This window comes from Microbacterium flavum (assembly GCF_018717645.1).
GTDB classification, from domain to species: domain Bacteria; phylum Actinomycetota; class Actinomycetes; order Actinomycetales; family Microbacteriaceae; genus Microbacterium; species Microbacterium flavum.
This window is the reverse complement of record NZ_JAFLHG010000001.1, coordinates 195,025-208,906: the sequence shown is the minus strand read 5'-3', so window position 1 is coordinate 208,906 and position 13,882 is coordinate 195,025. Positions and strand designations below refer to the sequence as shown.

At 71.0% G+C, this 13,882-nt stretch carries 15 protein-coding genes and 1 tRNA gene; 11 read left to right on the top strand and 5 right to left on the bottom strand.

The window, feature by feature from the left end; translation table 11 throughout:
* Nucleotides 1-204 precede the first annotated feature (204 nt).
* Nucleotides 205-1,188, top strand: coding sequence for a PLP-dependent cysteine synthase family protein (locus J0P97_RS01055; protein WP_215485916.1), 984 nt, complete (start codon nt 205-207; stop codon nt 1,186-1,188).
* Complete coding sequence (locus J0P97_RS01050; RefSeq protein WP_215485915.1) at nt 1,185-2,339, top strand: cystathionine gamma-synthase; 1,155 nt, start codon at nt 1,185-1,187, stop codon at nt 2,337-2,339. Before J0P97_RS01055 ends, J0P97_RS01050 begins: the two co-directional genes overlap by 4 nt.
* Before the next feature lie 42 nt (nt 2,340-2,381).
* On the opposite strand, the gene J0P97_RS01045 is transcribed toward J0P97_RS01050, so the two are convergent.
* Complete coding sequence (locus J0P97_RS01045; protein ID WP_215485914.1) at nt 2,382-2,978, bottom strand: DnaJ family domain-containing protein; 597 nt, start codon at nt 2,976-2,978, stop codon at nt 2,382-2,384.
* Between the two features lie 29 nt (nt 2,979-3,007).
* Nucleotides 3,008-3,694, bottom strand: a complete 687-nt coding sequence (locus J0P97_RS01040; RefSeq protein WP_215486100.1) for a GTP pyrophosphokinase — start codon at nt 3,692-3,694, stop codon at nt 3,008-3,010.
* 177 nt (nt 3,695-3,871) lie between these two features.
* On the opposite strand from J0P97_RS01040, the gene J0P97_RS01035 reads away from it, so the two are divergent.
* The 3 genes from J0P97_RS01035 to J0P97_RS01025 are packed head-to-tail and all read left to right on the top strand — an operon-like array spanning nt 3,872 to nt 6,377.
* On the top strand, nt 3,872-4,483 hold the full coding sequence (locus J0P97_RS01035) for a PadR family transcriptional regulator (protein ID WP_215485913.1): 612 nt from the start codon (nt 3,872-3,874) through the stop codon (nt 4,481-4,483).
* A gap of 46 nt (nt 4,484-4,529) precedes the next feature.
* On the top strand, nt 4,530-5,378 hold the full coding sequence (locus J0P97_RS01030; protein ID WP_215485912.1) for a sulfurtransferase: 849 nt from the start codon (nt 4,530-4,532) through the stop codon (nt 5,376-5,378).
* Nucleotides 5,379-5,426: 48 nt separating this feature from the next.
* Nucleotides 5,427-6,377: an aldose 1-epimerase family protein gene (locus tag J0P97_RS01025; protein ID WP_215485911.1), complete on the top strand. Its 951-nt coding sequence runs from the start codon at nt 5,427-5,429 to the stop codon at nt 6,375-6,377.
* A 101-nt stretch (nt 6,378-6,478) separates the two neighbouring features.
* On the opposite strand, the gene J0P97_RS01020 is transcribed toward J0P97_RS01025, so the two are convergent.
* Nucleotides 6,479-6,682: a hypothetical protein gene (locus J0P97_RS01020; RefSeq protein ID WP_215485910.1), complete on the bottom strand. Its 204-nt coding sequence runs from the start codon at nt 6,680-6,682 to the stop codon at nt 6,479-6,481.
* 113 nt (nt 6,683-6,795) lie between these two features.
* Here J0P97_RS01020 and J0P97_RS01015 point away from each other — a divergent pair, with 113 nt between their 5' ends.
* The 3 genes from J0P97_RS01015 to J0P97_RS01005 all read left to right on the top strand — a co-directional run bounded on the left by J0P97_RS01015 (nt 6,796) and on the right by J0P97_RS01005 (nt 8,098).
* On the top strand, nt 6,796-7,179 hold the full coding sequence (locus tag J0P97_RS01015) for a DUF5684 domain-containing protein (RefSeq protein ID WP_215485909.1): 384 nt from the start codon (nt 6,796-6,798) through the stop codon (nt 7,177-7,179).
* Nucleotides 7,180-7,309: 130 nt separating this feature from the next.
* The gene (locus tag J0P97_RS01010; RefSeq protein ID WP_215485908.1) at nt 7,310-7,960 is read left to right on the top strand and encodes an asparagine synthase; all 651 of its coding nucleotides are present in this window, start codon (nt 7,310-7,312) and stop codon (nt 7,958-7,960) included.
* A gap of 65 nt (nt 7,961-8,025) precedes the next feature.
* A tRNA-Arg gene (locus tag J0P97_RS01005) sits at nt 8,026-8,098 on the top strand.
* Here the strand turns inward: J0P97_RS01005 and J0P97_RS01000 are convergent.
* The gene (locus J0P97_RS01000) at nt 8,064-9,728 is read right to left on the bottom strand and encodes an alginate lyase family protein (protein WP_215485907.1); all 1,665 of its coding nucleotides are present in this window, start codon (nt 9,726-9,728) and stop codon (nt 8,064-8,066) included. The genes J0P97_RS01005 and J0P97_RS01000 overlap by 35 nt on opposite strands.
* Before the next feature lie 262 nt (nt 9,729-9,990).
* Between J0P97_RS01000 and J0P97_RS00995 the strand changes: the two genes are divergently transcribed.
* Nucleotides 9,991-10,815, top strand: a complete 825-nt coding sequence (locus J0P97_RS00995; protein ID WP_215485906.1) for a sugar phosphate isomerase/epimerase family protein — start codon at nt 9,991-9,993, stop codon at nt 10,813-10,815.
* Complete coding sequence (locus tag J0P97_RS00990; protein ID WP_215485905.1) at nt 10,812-11,954, top strand: Gfo/Idh/MocA family protein; 1,143 nt, start codon at nt 10,812-10,814, stop codon at nt 11,952-11,954. The genes J0P97_RS00995 and J0P97_RS00990 overlap by 4 nt, the downstream gene beginning before the upstream one ends.
* A 59-nt stretch (nt 11,955-12,013) precedes the next feature.
* On the opposite strand, the gene J0P97_RS00985 is transcribed toward J0P97_RS00990, so the two are convergent.
* Nucleotides 12,014-13,276 carry a trans-sulfuration enzyme family protein gene (locus tag J0P97_RS00985; protein ID WP_215485904.1) on the bottom strand — a complete coding sequence of 421 codons (1,263 nt, stop codon included), beginning with the start codon at nt 13,274-13,276 and terminating at the stop codon, nt 12,014-12,016.
* A gap of 139 nt (nt 13,277-13,415) precedes the next feature.
* On the opposite strand from J0P97_RS00985, the gene J0P97_RS00980 reads away from it, so the two are divergent.
* Nucleotides 13,416-13,868 (top strand): Lrp/AsnC family transcriptional regulator, encoded by a 453-nt coding sequence (locus J0P97_RS00980; protein WP_215485903.1) that lies wholly within the window; start codon nt 13,416-13,418, stop codon nt 13,866-13,868.
* Nucleotides 13,869-13,882: the final 14 nt, after the last annotated feature.

Genomic DNA, 13,882 nt, shown 5'->3' with positions numbered 1-13,882 from the left:
CCGATTGTGACGTCCCCGTCGTAACACTTCGCGGCATCCGCCCTGCGGCGACGTCCTCCGGGTTACCGTGTACGCGTGTCCCTGACCTGTCGCTGTTGTCGCTGAGCCGTTCCCGGCTCCTCCGACGACCCCGACAATCGCCGCACGCCCTGCGCCTGAGCCTTCGGCTCGGCCGTCGTTCGCGGCCCATCCTCAGGACACCCCATGCGCTACGCCTCACACATCGCCGATCTCGTCGGCGGCACCCCCCTCGTCCGCCTCGGTCACGTCACGGACGGGGTCGCCGCGACCGTCCTCGCGAAGGTCGAGTATCTGAATCCCGGCGGATCGGCGAAGGACCGCATCGCGCGGAACATCGTCGACGCCGCCGAGCGGGACGGCCTGCTGCGCCCCGGCGGCACGATCGTCGAGCCGACGAGCGGCAACACGGGGGTCGGACTCGCCCTCGTCGCGTTGCAGCGGGGCTACCGGATGGTCTTCGTCGTGCCGGACAAGTTCACCGGCGAGAAGACCGCGGTGCTCCGCGCGTACGGCGCCGAGGTCGTCGAGGTGCCGACGAACGTCCCGCCCGAGCATCCCGACTCCTACTACAGCGTGTCCGACCGGCTGGCGCGCGAGATCCCCGGCGCGTTCAAGCCCAACCAGTTCGCGAACCCGAACGGCCCCCGCGCGCACTACGAGACGACCGGTCCCGAGATCTGGCGCGACACCGACGGCAGGGTCACCCACCTCGTCGCGGGCATCGGCACGGGCGGCACGATCAGCGGGACCGGCCGGTTCCTGAAGGACGCGACCGCCGAGGAGGTCGTGGTGGTGGGCGCCGATCCGGAGGGGTCGATCTACTCCGGCGGCCCGATCCACGGCTACGCCGTCGAGGGCGTCGGGGAGGACTTCTACCCGGACACGTTCGACCCCGCCGTCGTCGACCGATACGAGAGGGTGTCGGATGCCGAGAGCTTCGCCATGACGCGCCGTCTCGCCCGCGAGGAGGGACTGCTCGTCGGAGGATCCTCCGGCCTGGCCGTCGTCGCGGCCCTCCGCGTCGCGCGGCACCTTCCCGCGGACGCCGTCGTGGTCGTCATCCTCCCCGACCACGGCCGCGGCTACCTCACGAAGCTGTACGACGACGCGTGGCTCGACGCCCGCGGCATCCCCCTGGACACCCTCACCGAAGGAGCACTCTCATGACCCTCGACTCCGCCCGCGGGTTCGCGAGCCTCGCCGTCCACGCGGGGCAGGATCCCGACGCCGCGACCGGGGCCGTCATCCCGCCCGTGCACTTCTCCACGACGTATGCGCAGGACGGCATCGGCGGTCTGCGCCAAGGGTACGAGTACGGTCGCAGCGGCAACCCGACGCGTACGGCGCTGCAGCTCCAGCTCGCGGCGATCGAAGGCGGAGCGCACGCGTTCTCGTTCGCCTCGGGACTCGCCGCGGAGGACACCCTGCTGCGCGCCGCGCTCGAGCCGGGAGACGAGGTCCTGCTCGGCGACGACGTGTACGGGGGCACCCACCGCCTCCTCTCGCGCGTGCTGGGCCCGTGGGGCGTGCGCCTGCGGGTGGTCGACATGAGCGATCCGGACGCCGTCCGCGCGGCTGTCGCCGCCCGCCCGCCGCGGCTGCTGTGGGTCGAGACGCCCTCGAACCCGCTGCTGCGCATCACCGACATCTCCGGCCTCGCGCGGATCGGGCACGATGCCGGCGCGCTCGTCGTCGTCGACAACACCTTCGCGACGCCCGCCCTGCAGCAGCCGCTCTCCCTGGGAGCCGACGTCGTCGTCCACTCGACCACCAAGTACCTCGGCGGGCACTCCGATGTCGTCGGGGGAGCGCTGGTGCTGAACGACGACGCGCTGGCGGAGCGCATCGCCTTCCTGCAATACGCCGTCGGCGCCGTCTCGGGTCCGCTCGACGCCTGGCTCACCACGCGGGGCATCAAGACGCTGGCCGTGCGGATGCAGCGCCACAGCGAGAACGGAGCGGCGATCGCCGCATTCCTCGAGGGGAATGAAAGGGTGGCGCGCGTCTACTATCCGGGCCTGGAGTCCCATCCGGGGCGCGAGCTCGCCGCGCGGCAGATGTCGGGCTTCGGCGGGATCGTGTCCGTGGCGCTCGAATCGGGGGAGGCTGCGCGTCGCTTCGCCGAATCGACCCGGCTGTTCACCCTCGCCGAGTCGCTCGGCGGCGTCGAGTCGCTCGTGAACTACCCCGATGCCATGACCCACGCGTCGGTGCGCGGGACGGAGGCGGCGGTGCCGGTCGAGATCGTGCGCCTGTCGGTCGGGATCGAGGATGCCGCCGACCTCCTCGCGGACATCGAGCAGGCGCTCGCGCGCTGAGCGCGTGCCGACGGGGGTGTGGCGCGCCCGTCGGTCGCCCCGTCAGCGTCGGCGGAAGAGCCCCCGCCGCCGCGGCGGTGATGCCTCCGGTCGGCGCGCCGCGGCTGCTCGCGCGGCGCGTCGCTCCTCCCACGCGACCACGTCCGCCTCGGGGTCGCGTGTGGGCGTGACCACCGGCGGCCCGCCGAGGAGCTGTCGGCGCGCATCGACGACGCGGCGGTTGAAGTCCTCCACGTGGGCGCGGACGTCGGCGGCGCGCGTCAGAGCGTCGAGCCGGTCCTCGAACTCGGCCGCCTCCGTGCGCAGCATGAGCGCGGGCGGGCCGAGTCCGGTGAGCTTCTCGGTCTGGATCTTCCGGCGGATCCACCAATCGGGGTCGTGACGGTCTCCCAGGCCTTCCAGCGGCTTGCCGGCACCCGGAAGGTCATCGAAGTCGCCGCGACGGATCGCCTGCTGGATGGCCGTCTCCACATAGAGAGCCCGATCGTGCGCGGTCGGCGCCGTGGCCTCCTGCGCTTCGGGCGCGTCGGCGGCGGGGTCACCGGATGCCTCGGCGGCATCCTCGCCCTGTTCGGTGTCCGCGCGGGCGGCGCGGGCCGCGCGGTACCGCGCAGCCTCCAGGCGCGGGTCCTCGCTCATACGTCCAGGCTACGTCGCGCGCGCCGCGCTCACACCGGCCGCACACTGCCGGGCGCGAGGAACGGGTCTCCGTGGAGCTCGCCGTGCAGACGCTCCATCCGGGCGTCGAGCAGGGCGGCCGAGTCGGCGGCATCCTTCAACTCGGCCAGCAGGCCGTCGGGGACGATGCCGCCGAACTTGTAGTAGATCTTGTGCTCGAGGCTCGCCCAGAAGTCCATCGCGATCGTGCGGAACTGCACCTCGACCGCCACATCGACGCGGCCCGTGGAGAGGAACACCGGTACCTCGACGATGACGTGCAGGCTCTTGTACCCGTTGGCCTTCGGGGCGGCGATGTAGTCCTTCACGGTTCGCACGGTGATGTCGTCCTGCGTGGTGAGCAGGTCGAAGAGGCGATAGGCGTCCTTCGTGAAGCTCGTGGTCACCCGGATGCCGGCGATGTCGGTGATCTCCGCGCGGATCGCGTCGAACGCAGGATCCACGCCCTTCCGGACGAGCTTCTCGACGAGGCTGTCCGCCGTCTTCACCCGACTGGAGACGTGCTCGATCGGGTTGTAGTCGTGCATCTGCTGGAACTCGTCGCGCAGGATGCCGAGCTTGGTCTCGACCTCGCGGAGCCCGAACTGATACTCCAGCAGGAACCGCTGGAACTCGTCGCGCATCGTCCGCAGCTGATCCGGGGAGAAGGACTCGACCCCTTCGGACGTCGCCACCATCAGGTCTCGCGCGGCAGTGCTCACCCGCACGACCGTACCCGGCCGGGCTACGCGGAAGCTGTGCGTTCGAAGGTCGGGGGCGTCCGGCGATCCGGGCCTGCCGCTCCCGTGCTTCCGGGTATGCATATACTCGGAAACCAGATACTCGGTATGTATGCCGAGCGGGGGGAGCGGCGGATGTCGGTGCGACAGAGCCTGTTGGCGATCCTCGATCAGGGGCCGTGCTACGGCTACCAGCTGCGGGCGGAGTTCGAGCGCCGGACCGGCTCGACGTGGCCGCTGAACGTCGGTCAGATCTACAACACGCTCGAACGGCTCGAACGAGACGGGCTCGTCGCGAAGGGCGAGACCGACGAGCAGGGGCATGTGTACTGGGCGATCACCGAGGACGGATCCGCCGAGGTGCGCGCATGGTGGTCGTCTCCGATCGCCCGGACCACGGGCACCCGAGACGAGCTGGCGATCAAGATCGCCGTCGCCGCCACGCTCCCCGGCGTCGACGCCGACGACGTCATCCGGGAGCAGCACCGAGCGTCCCTCGCCCACGTCCGCCTGCTGGACGGACTCCGTCGGCAGAGCGTCACGGCCGGCGACGGCCACGGCGAAAGGGCGGAGGCTGAGGCCTTCGCTCGCTCGCTGGTCCTGGACGCGATGGTCTTCGCAGCGGAGGCGGAGGTGCGATGGCTCGAGCTGGCCGCTGAGCGCCTCTCGGAGCGCCCGTCGCAGAGGCGTGCGCTCGAGCTCACGACGGACGCGCCGAAGCGCGGTCGACCGGCCAAAGTGCTCTGAGCGCGCGCCCCGTCCACACCGCCGACGGAACGGTAGCGTCGGATCCATGACCCGCGAGCACCTCACCTCCGCGTCGGAACTCGCCGATGCCCTCCGCACCGCCCGCCCTCCGATCGTCCTCGACGTCCGGTGGAAGCTCGGCGGCCCTCCAGGGCATCCGCTCTACCTCGAGGGCCACATTCCCGGCGCCGTCTTCGTCGACCTCGAGCACGACCTCGCCGCCGACGGCGCGCCGCAGGAGGGCAGACATCCGCTGCCGACCCCCGAGCGGTTCCAGGCGACGGTCCGCGGCTGGGGCGTCGACGATGGGGACGAGGTCGTCGTGTACGACGACGACAAAGGATGGGCCGCCGCGCGCGCCTGGTGGATGCTGACGGATGCCGGCGTCGCCGCACGCGTCCTCGACGGTGGTCTGGCGGCATGGCGTGCCGCCGGGCTCGGCCTCGAGGCCGGCCAGGTCGACGCGGAGCCGGGGGCCGTGACCCTGCGCCCCGGGCAGCGCACGCGCCTCAGCGCCGATGAGGCCGCCGCTCTCGCCGCAGGCGCGGACGGGATCCTGTTCGACGCTCGCGCGGGGGAGCGGTATCGCGGCGAGGTCGAGCCGATCGATCCCCGCGCCGGCCACATCCCCGGCGCGGTCAGCGCCCCGACCACCGAGAATCTGAACCCGGACGGCACCCTCCGCACCCCCGTGGAGCTGCGCGAGCGGTTCTCGACGCTCGGAGTCGGAGTCGGGTCCGGGCAGGTCGGCGTCTACTGCGGGTCCGGCGTCAGCGCGGCCCAGGAGGTGCTCGCCCTCGCCGTCGCCGGCTATGACGCGGCGCTGTATCCGGGGTCGTGGAGCCAGTGGTCGAACGATCCGGCCCGCCCCGTGGCGACCGGGTCGACGCCCTGATCGGTGGGATCGCCGACCCGGAGGGGCGGCATCCACGAGAATGACCTCATGACCGTCACGCCCCGCTCCGGCACCCCGTTCACCCTCCGCGCCGGTGCCTACGAAGCGGAGATCGCCAGCGTGGGAGCCAGCCTTCGCGCGCTGCGCTACGACGGGCGCGACCTCATCGTGCCGTTCGCCGCCGACGAGGTGCGGCCAGGATCCCGCGGCGCGCTCCTCGCGCCGTGGCCGAACCGCGTCATCGACGGGCGGTACACCTTCGGTGGCTCCGAATACGAGCTCGCCCTCACCGAGCCGCGCCGCGGCCATGCGCTGCACGGGCTCGTCAGCTGGCTCGACTTCGCTCCGGCCGAACGCTCGGAGGCCGCCCTCACGTTGACCGCCGTCATCGAGCCCCGGACGAGCTACCCGTGGCGGGTGCGCGTCGAGACCGCTTTCGTCCTCGACGAGCAGGGACTGACGCAGACCGTCCGAGCCGTCAACGAGAGCCCGGATGCCGCTCCCTTCGGTACGGGATCCCACCCCTACCTCGTGGCCGGCCCCGGTGCGCTCGACACCTGGACGCTCGCGCTCCCCGCCGCTGACGTCCTGGACGTGACGCCCGACCGGCTCGCGCCGCTCGGCCTGAAGTCCGTCGCCGAGTTCGAGCCCGACCGGTTCGACTGGCGCGCACCCCGCGTCCTCGGCGCGGTCGAGCTGGATCATGCGTACACGGGCCTCGAGCGTGCGTCAGACGGCACCGCCACCGTGACCCTCACGGATCCTGACGGCACGGGCGTGCAGGTGACGTGGGATGCCGCGTGCCCGTGGGTGCAGGTGCACACCGCCGACCTCCCCGGGGGACCGAGCCAGCCGTTCCACCGCGCCGGTCTCGCCGTCGAGCCGATGACGTGCGCACCCGATGCCTTCAACGCCGGCCGCTACGACTACGACGCCGGTCTCGTGGTGCTCGCGCCCGGCGGCCGAGCCTCGGCCTCCTGGCGCATCAGCGCGCTCTAGCGGCTCTCGGGCACGCAGAAAGGCCCCGGAGTACTCTCCGAGGCCCCTCGCTTGTGCACCGGCGTCAGTGACGCCGGGCAGGTACAGGTCGGATCAGAGGATCACTCGTCGTCTCCGCGCAGCTTCGCCTTCACGTCGTTGCGCTTCTCGACGGAGTCGCGCTCCGCTTCGGCGCGCTTCACGTCAGCGTCGGCCTTCGCCTCGTCGACCTTGTCGCCGATGCGATCCTTCGTGTCCTCGAAGCCTTCCTTGATCTTTCGTCCCGCCGTCTCGGCGGTCTCCTTCGCGTCGTCCAGAAAACCCATGTCGCGCTCCTTTCAGAGAGGAAGTGATGCGCGTTCCACACTACGGACACGCCGAACGGCGCGGAGGGGGTTGATCATGGATCGATGCCGTGCTACCCCCTAGCATGAGCGTCATGGACGTCGACAACACCACCCTGGATCAATGGCAGAACGCCTTCGGCGGCACCGCGGGCACGATCATCGGCATCGCCTACTACATCCTCCTCGCCATCGCGATGTGGAAGGTCTTCACGAAGGCGGGCTATCCGGGCATCCTCGCCCTGATCCCGATCGTGAACTGGTTCTTCCTCGTGAAGGTCGCCGGGTTCTCCGCCTGGTGGGGGCTGCTCGCCCTGATCCCGATCGTGAACATCGTGTTCGCGATCATCGTGGCGCTCCGGATCGGAAGGGCGTTCGACCACGGCGCCGTCTTCTCGATCTTCCTCCTCTGGCTGATCGCCCCGATCGGCTACTTCATCATCGGATTCAGCTCCGACCGCTACACGCGCCCGGTCTGAGCACGCTCTCCCGGGGCCGCCTGCGAGGCATCCTGGAGCGACACGCTCGTCCGTCGACGGGGAGGGCGGATCCGCCCTCCCCGTCGCTGGTGACGGACCCGGTTGCCTAGGATCGACTCGAGGGGGTTCCGTGGCGAAGAAGAATCGGGTGCGCACGCGCGATGTCGTCGCCGAAGGCCTCTACATCGCCTCCGCGGCCACTCGGTTGAGCCTGAAGAACACGATCCTCGTGCACATCCTGGCCGACGGCGAGGACTTCGACGCTGATCGCTACACCTCCGCCGCGAAGGACGCGCTCGAGATGCTCGCGGAGGAGGCCGAGGCGGATGCCGCCCGGGCCGCGGCCGACCGCCGGCGCGCCCGCGGGCGCCACTACGAGTCGGACGGGACGCACGACTATCGGGCGCGCGATGTGCGCAACCTCCGCCGCCGTGAGAAGCAGTCGCTCCACGTCGCGAGCGAGCTGCGTCAGCGCGCGGCGGACGAGGCCGAGCTCCGCGCTCTCGTCTCCGATGCGCGGGATGCCGCGTGGTCGGAGGTCGCGAAGAACATCGACCGGACGCTGCGCATCGAGGCATCCCGCCCCGATCTCGAACCCGACTACGACCGCATGCGGAAGGCGCGCATGCAGGCCCTGCGACTCGTCGATCTGCCGAAGCTGCGCGCGCAGCGGCGCACCGCCTCGTCGCAGCGGGCTCTGCACGCGGCCGGCGAACTCCCGGACATCGTGACCGACGGCGGCGCCCCTGCTCGAGGGGTCGACCCGGGCGAGCTGGAGTAGAGCTCGATTCGCCCCGCGGTGCGGCGTGCGCTAAGCTGTTCCACGGCCTTCCGCACGGAAGGCATGCGCCCGTAGCTCAATGGATAGAGCATCTGACTACGGATCAGAAGGTTAGGGGTTCGAGTCCCTTCGGGCGCACACTGTGTTGAGACAGTGACGAGACCTCCGGGAGACCGGGGGTCTTCGTTCTTCTCCGGCGTCCCGCGCGACCGACGGCTCCCGAGGGACTCGGCGACGGCGTCGCCGGTGTCGGCCCCGGGGAGCCATCCCCGGTCGGAGGCGTCGGCCCGATGCCGGATCCGACGTCCGCGTGCGTGAGCACCTGCCACGCCGTGACGTAGCCTTCGACATCGGTCGGGCCGGAGCGGTGCGCGGCGATGTAGGCGGCCACGGGGTCGCCGCCCGGATAGGTATCCGACCACCCCGGGATGCTCACGGTGGGGAAGGCGAGACCGTCCTGCGTGGCGTAGTGGTTGTACGCGACCACCGCCGACAGCGGTGCCGTCGCGTCCCACTGCGTGGGGAACGCGTTGCCGGCGGGATCTTCGCCGTGGTACTTCGCGGCGCCGGCGCAGAAGTCGTGCGGGTAGCCGGATGCGGAGATGCTCTGACTGAGCTGGAGCATGTAGGAGATGCCGGTCATGATCCGCGTGCGCTGTTCCCCGTACAGATCGTCCCCCTGGAGCGAGGCCGTCTCCGCCGCGTTGACGATGCCGCCGACGCCGGCGGATGAATGCCACATGTCCCGGCAGATCTCCATGTTCTGACCGTTCTGATAGGTCATCCCCGGCGCCGTCTTCGGGTTCGACGTGCAGTGCGCGGAATAGTCGTGCGCCCAGCGGCAATCGAGGTCCGCCGCGGACCCGCCCATGAGCGACGCAGGCCGGGGGCCGTCGCTCGCCAGGTAGATGTACGACGGCGTCACGTCTCGCCACAGGGACAGCGCCTGGTCGTAGAGGCCGCGATCGTCGAGGAACACCGCGACATTCATCAGCCCGTCCGTGGCGCTGGTGCGCCAGTTGTTGACATCCGGGCCCCCGTTCTCGAGCCGGGGCACGAATGCGGTTCGGAGCATCGACTCGAACGCGCTCACATCGAACGCGGTGCTCCCCGAGCTCGGCGTATACGTGTAGCGGATGATCTCCGCAGCGCGGACGAGGGTCTCCGCCATCCATCCGGCGAACAGGTCGCCGGAGTGATTGTTCGCGGGCGTCGAGGTGAACCCTCGGAAGCTGTGTCCGTAGGCGTTGAGCATCCGGATGGCGTTCTGCGCGTACACCTCCTTTCCGCCCGAGTAGTAATACAGGAGCGCGTTCAGGTAGGCGCTGTCGATCTGCGTGCTCATGTTCTCTTTGGCGGCGTCGGTGTGCTGGCGTCCCCCGGGCGTGGTGACGTAGCCCGCATCCATGACGCACCCCTGGGGGCTCTCGGGCGCGCAGGGCGCGGACAGGTCGTGGGCGTCGGCGTAGACGCTCCACACGGGCCGACGGTTCACCAGGGAGGCGCCGGAGGGCCCCGTGAGCTCGGAGTAGATCGATGCCTGGGGCTCCTCGCCCGCGGCGATCCTCCGGCGGACCGCTTCGAGTTGCGGCAGTCCGAGGAAGACGCCGGGGTGAGTGAAGCCGGCGGCCGAGATCGTGGGCTGGTCGCCGTCGAGGTACGCCGCCCGGCCGGCCGAGCCGCCCGCGATCAGGCCCGAGCCGAGGATGACGACGACGACCCCCACGGCGGCCACGCCGGCGACCAGACCGGCCCACAGTCCTCTCATCGACAGATCCTCGCTCCTCGGGTGGACGGCGACGGGGCCGTCTCGCCGTGGCGGCGGGTGTGGTCCGGCCCAGGCGCCCTCCGCAGAATATGTCGCGGACGTCGCATAGGGACGGGCCGGCATCGGGTCCATACCGATCTCATACCCGGGATAAAACTTCCACTCGGAGGTTTTGTGGAGTATCGTCGCTGGCGGCGCAGCTGCCTCGCCGCGCGCAGCGCTGCGCGGCATCCCACAACGACGTATCCCAGAAGGACGTGCCATGACCCTTCCCGAAGCCTCGGTCCAGCTCTACTCGCTGGCGAAGGAGTTCTCCGCCGACATGCAGGGCTCGCTCGACGCGCTCGCGGCGACCGGCCTGCGCAACGTCGAGGCGTTCGACTTCGTCTCGCGCCCCGCCGAGATCCGCGCCGCCCTCGACGCATCCGGTCTCGCCTCACCGACGGGGCACGCCCCCCTCCTGACCGACGAGCTGTGGACGCCGGACGGGTCGATCCCCACCCCCGCGCCGGAGGTCGTCTTCGAGGCCGCTGCACAGATCGGCATCCGCACCGTCATCGACCCGTTCGTCGCCCCCGAGCGCTGGCTCACCGAGGACGGCGTCCTCGACATCGCGGAGCGCCTGAACGCGCTCGCCGAGACCGCGCAGGGGTTCGGGCTGTCCGTCGGCTACCACAACCACGCACAGGAGTTCATCGCGAGCTTCGACGGCGTCTCCGCGTACGAGCGCTTCGTCTCCCTCGCCGACCCGCGGGTCGAGCTCGAACTCGACCTGTTCTGGGCGCTCACCGGCGGCCAGGATGTCCCCGCGCTCGTCGCGCGCCTCGGCGATCGGCTCACCGCCGTGCACGTCAAGGACGGCGTCGTCCCGGCATCCAACCCGTGGGCTCAGGGAGCACCGGAGTTCGGCTCGGACTCGCTCGACCAGCGCCGCGCCGGCGAAGGCGACGTCCCCCTCGCCGAGGCGCTCCGTGCCGGGACCGCGATCCGCTACGCCGTGATCGAGTACGACAAGGCCCCGGGCGACGTGTTCGCCGACGTCGCCGCCTCTCTCGCCTTCCTGCGCGACGGCGGGTTCGTCGCATGAGCGCCGCGGAGGCCACTCGGCGGCTCGGCGTCGGCATCATCGGCACGGGCGTCATCAGCCAGACGTACCTGGAGAACCTGACGTCGTTCCCCGACATCGACGTCGTCGCGGTCGGAGACCTCGTTCCCGAGCGGGCGCGGGCGAAGGCGGAGGAGTTCTCGGTCCGCGCGTGGGGTACCGCCGCGGACGTGCTGGCCAACCCCGAGGTCGACCTCGTGGTGAACCTCACGATCCCCGCTGTCCACGTGGCGGTCTCGCGTGCAGCGCTCGAGGCCGGCAAGCACGTCTGGACGGAGAAGCCGATCGGCCTCGACCGCGACGCCACGCGTGACCTCCTCGCGCTCGCGGACGAGCGCGGCCTGCGCATCGGCGCGGCGCCCGACACGCTCCTCGGCCCCGGGTTCCAGACGGCGAAGCGTGCCATCGCCGACGGGGCGATCGGCACGCCGCTGTTCGTGCAGACCACGTTCCAGACGCAGGGTCCGGATGCCTGGCATCCGGAGCCCGCCTTCCTCTTCGCGAACGGCGCGGGGCCCCTCCTGGACATGGGGCCGTATTACTTCTCGGCGCTCGTCAGCCTCCTCGGGCCGATCGACGCCGTCGCGGCACGCGGCTCACGGCCGCAGCTCGAGCGGACGATCCGCACCGGCCCGAGGGCGGGAGAGACCTTCCCGGTCGAGGTTCCCTCGACAGTTCAGGTGCTGACCTCCTTCGCAGGCGGCCAGCACGGCACCCACCTGCTGAGCTTCGACTCCGCCCTCGAGCGGGCCGGCGTCGCCGAGATCCACGGGTCGGAGGGGTCGATGGTCCTCCCCGACCCCAACATGTTCTCGGGTCGCATCGCCGTCGTGAAGCCCCTGGGCTCCATCTCCGACGCGGACCGCGGCGAGCAGCGCTGGATCGAGATCCCCGAGCAGGGCGCCCTCACGGGCCGCGGTATCGGGGTGCTCGACATGGCCCGCGCGATCGCGGCGGACCGCCCGCACATCGCGACGGGTGAGCTCGGTGCGCACGTGCTCGACGTGATGCTCTCGGCCCAGGATGCCGCCGCCTCCGGCGAGACGGTGCGGATCTCCTCGACGGTGGCGCCGGTTCCGCTTCTGCCGGAGGGGTTCGACCCCTTCGCTCGCACCCTCTGAGATCGCGGGCGGGGCCTGGCCGCGGGCCGGGCCCTGCGTTCACCGGCCGCGCCCTGCGTTCAGTGGGCGCGTGCGCCGGAAACCCCCACAAGATGTCCCTCCGATGCGCCCGGGGACGAGGGCGCAGACGCGCGCCGGGATGGCTCGGCGGAGGCGCGCAGCGCCGCGTCGAGGTCTGCGATGAGGTCCCCGGCATCCTCGAGTCCGATCGAGAGCCGTACGATGTCCGCGCCCGGGCGGGCCTCGATCGGAACCGGGCGGTGCGTGAGCGCGGCGGGGTGCTGGATGAGTGAGTCGACCCCGCCGAGGGAGACGGCGTGGGTGAACAGGCGCACCGCGCCGGTGAGGGCGGATGCCGCCGCCGCCCCACCCCGAAGCCGCACCGAGACCATGGCGCCGGTACCCCGCATCTGACGCTGCAGGAGACCGCGCGGATCCCCGTCGTGCCCGGGGTAGAACACCTCGGCGACGGCGGGATCATCCGCGAGCCAGGCCGCGATCCGCTGCGCCGACGTCTGCTGACGCTCCATCCGGAGCGGAAGCGTCGGCAGGCCGCGGTGAAGGAGGTAGGCGCCGAGCGGATGCAGCAGGCCGCCCGTGATCGCGCGGACGCGGCGCAGGGCCGCGATCGTGGCAGAGGGCCCGGCGACAACGCCGGCGACCACATCGCCGTGTCCGCCGAGGTACTTCGTCGCGCTGTGCAACGACATGGCCGCCCCGAGGTCCAGCGGGTTCTGCAGCACCGGGGTCGCGAACGTGTTGTCGACGACGACCGGCACATCTCCCGCCTGCGCCACAACCGCGGCGATGTCGACGAGCTCGAGCGTGGGGTTCGCCGGGGTCTCGAGAACCACGAGGCCGGTGTCGGGGCGGATGCTGGCCGCGACCTCGCCCTCGCGGCAGAAGGTGACCTCGGTGCCGAGCATCGCGGATCCGAGCAGGTGGTCGGTGCCGCCGTAGAGCGGCCGCACCGCGACGACGTGGGGCTTGCCGATCGAGACGGTGTGGGCGATGACGACCGCCGTCATCGCCGCCATCCCGGAGGCGAACGCCGCCGCGGCATCCGCGTGCTCGAGCGCGGCGAGGGCATCCTCGAACCGGGCGACCGTCGGGTTCCACAGGCGCGCGTAGACCATCCCACCCTCCGCGAGCGGGCGTCCGCCTCCGGCCATCGCCTCGTACGAGTCCCCGCCGCTGTCGATGTCGGGGAGGGGGTTGGTGGTCGAGAGGTCGATCGGCGGAGCGTGCACGCCGAGGGCCGCGAGGTCGTCGCGGCCGGCGTGGACGGCCAGGGTGTCGAGGTGCCAGAGGTCATCGCGCATCCTCTCATCCTGCGTTCTGGGGAAGGAATACGCGCGAGATGCGTGGATTCCGGCAGAATCATGAGCAAAGAGCCCGGAATCCTCAATTCGAGCACGCGCGAGAGAGGTCGAGATGGTGAGAACGCAATCCGAGGACAGGATGCCGATCGACGACATCGACGCGGCGATCCTCCGCATCCTCTCCGTCGATGCGGACGTCAGCAACACCGCTCTCGCCCGGCGCCTCGAGATCGCCGAGTCGACGTGCGCGCACCGCGTGCGTGCGCTTCGGGCGCGGGGCGTCATCCGCGACACCCGTGCGCGGATCGATCCGGTCGCGATGGGCTTTCCCCTGCAGGCGATGATCCGCGTGCGGCTGACCAATCACACGCCCGCGAACGTGCGATCGCTCGCGGACGCCCTCGCCGAGACGCCGCGGGTGCTGCAGGTGTTCCACGTCGCCGGCGCCGACGACTTCCTCGTCCACGTCGCGGTGCAGGACACCGCGGCGCTGCGTGACATCGTGCTCGAGCACATCACGGTGCATCCCGTCGTCCGCGCGACCGAGACGCAGCTGATCTTCGACCTGCGCGACGGGCGCGGGTTGCTCTGATCCGCCGGCCGGGC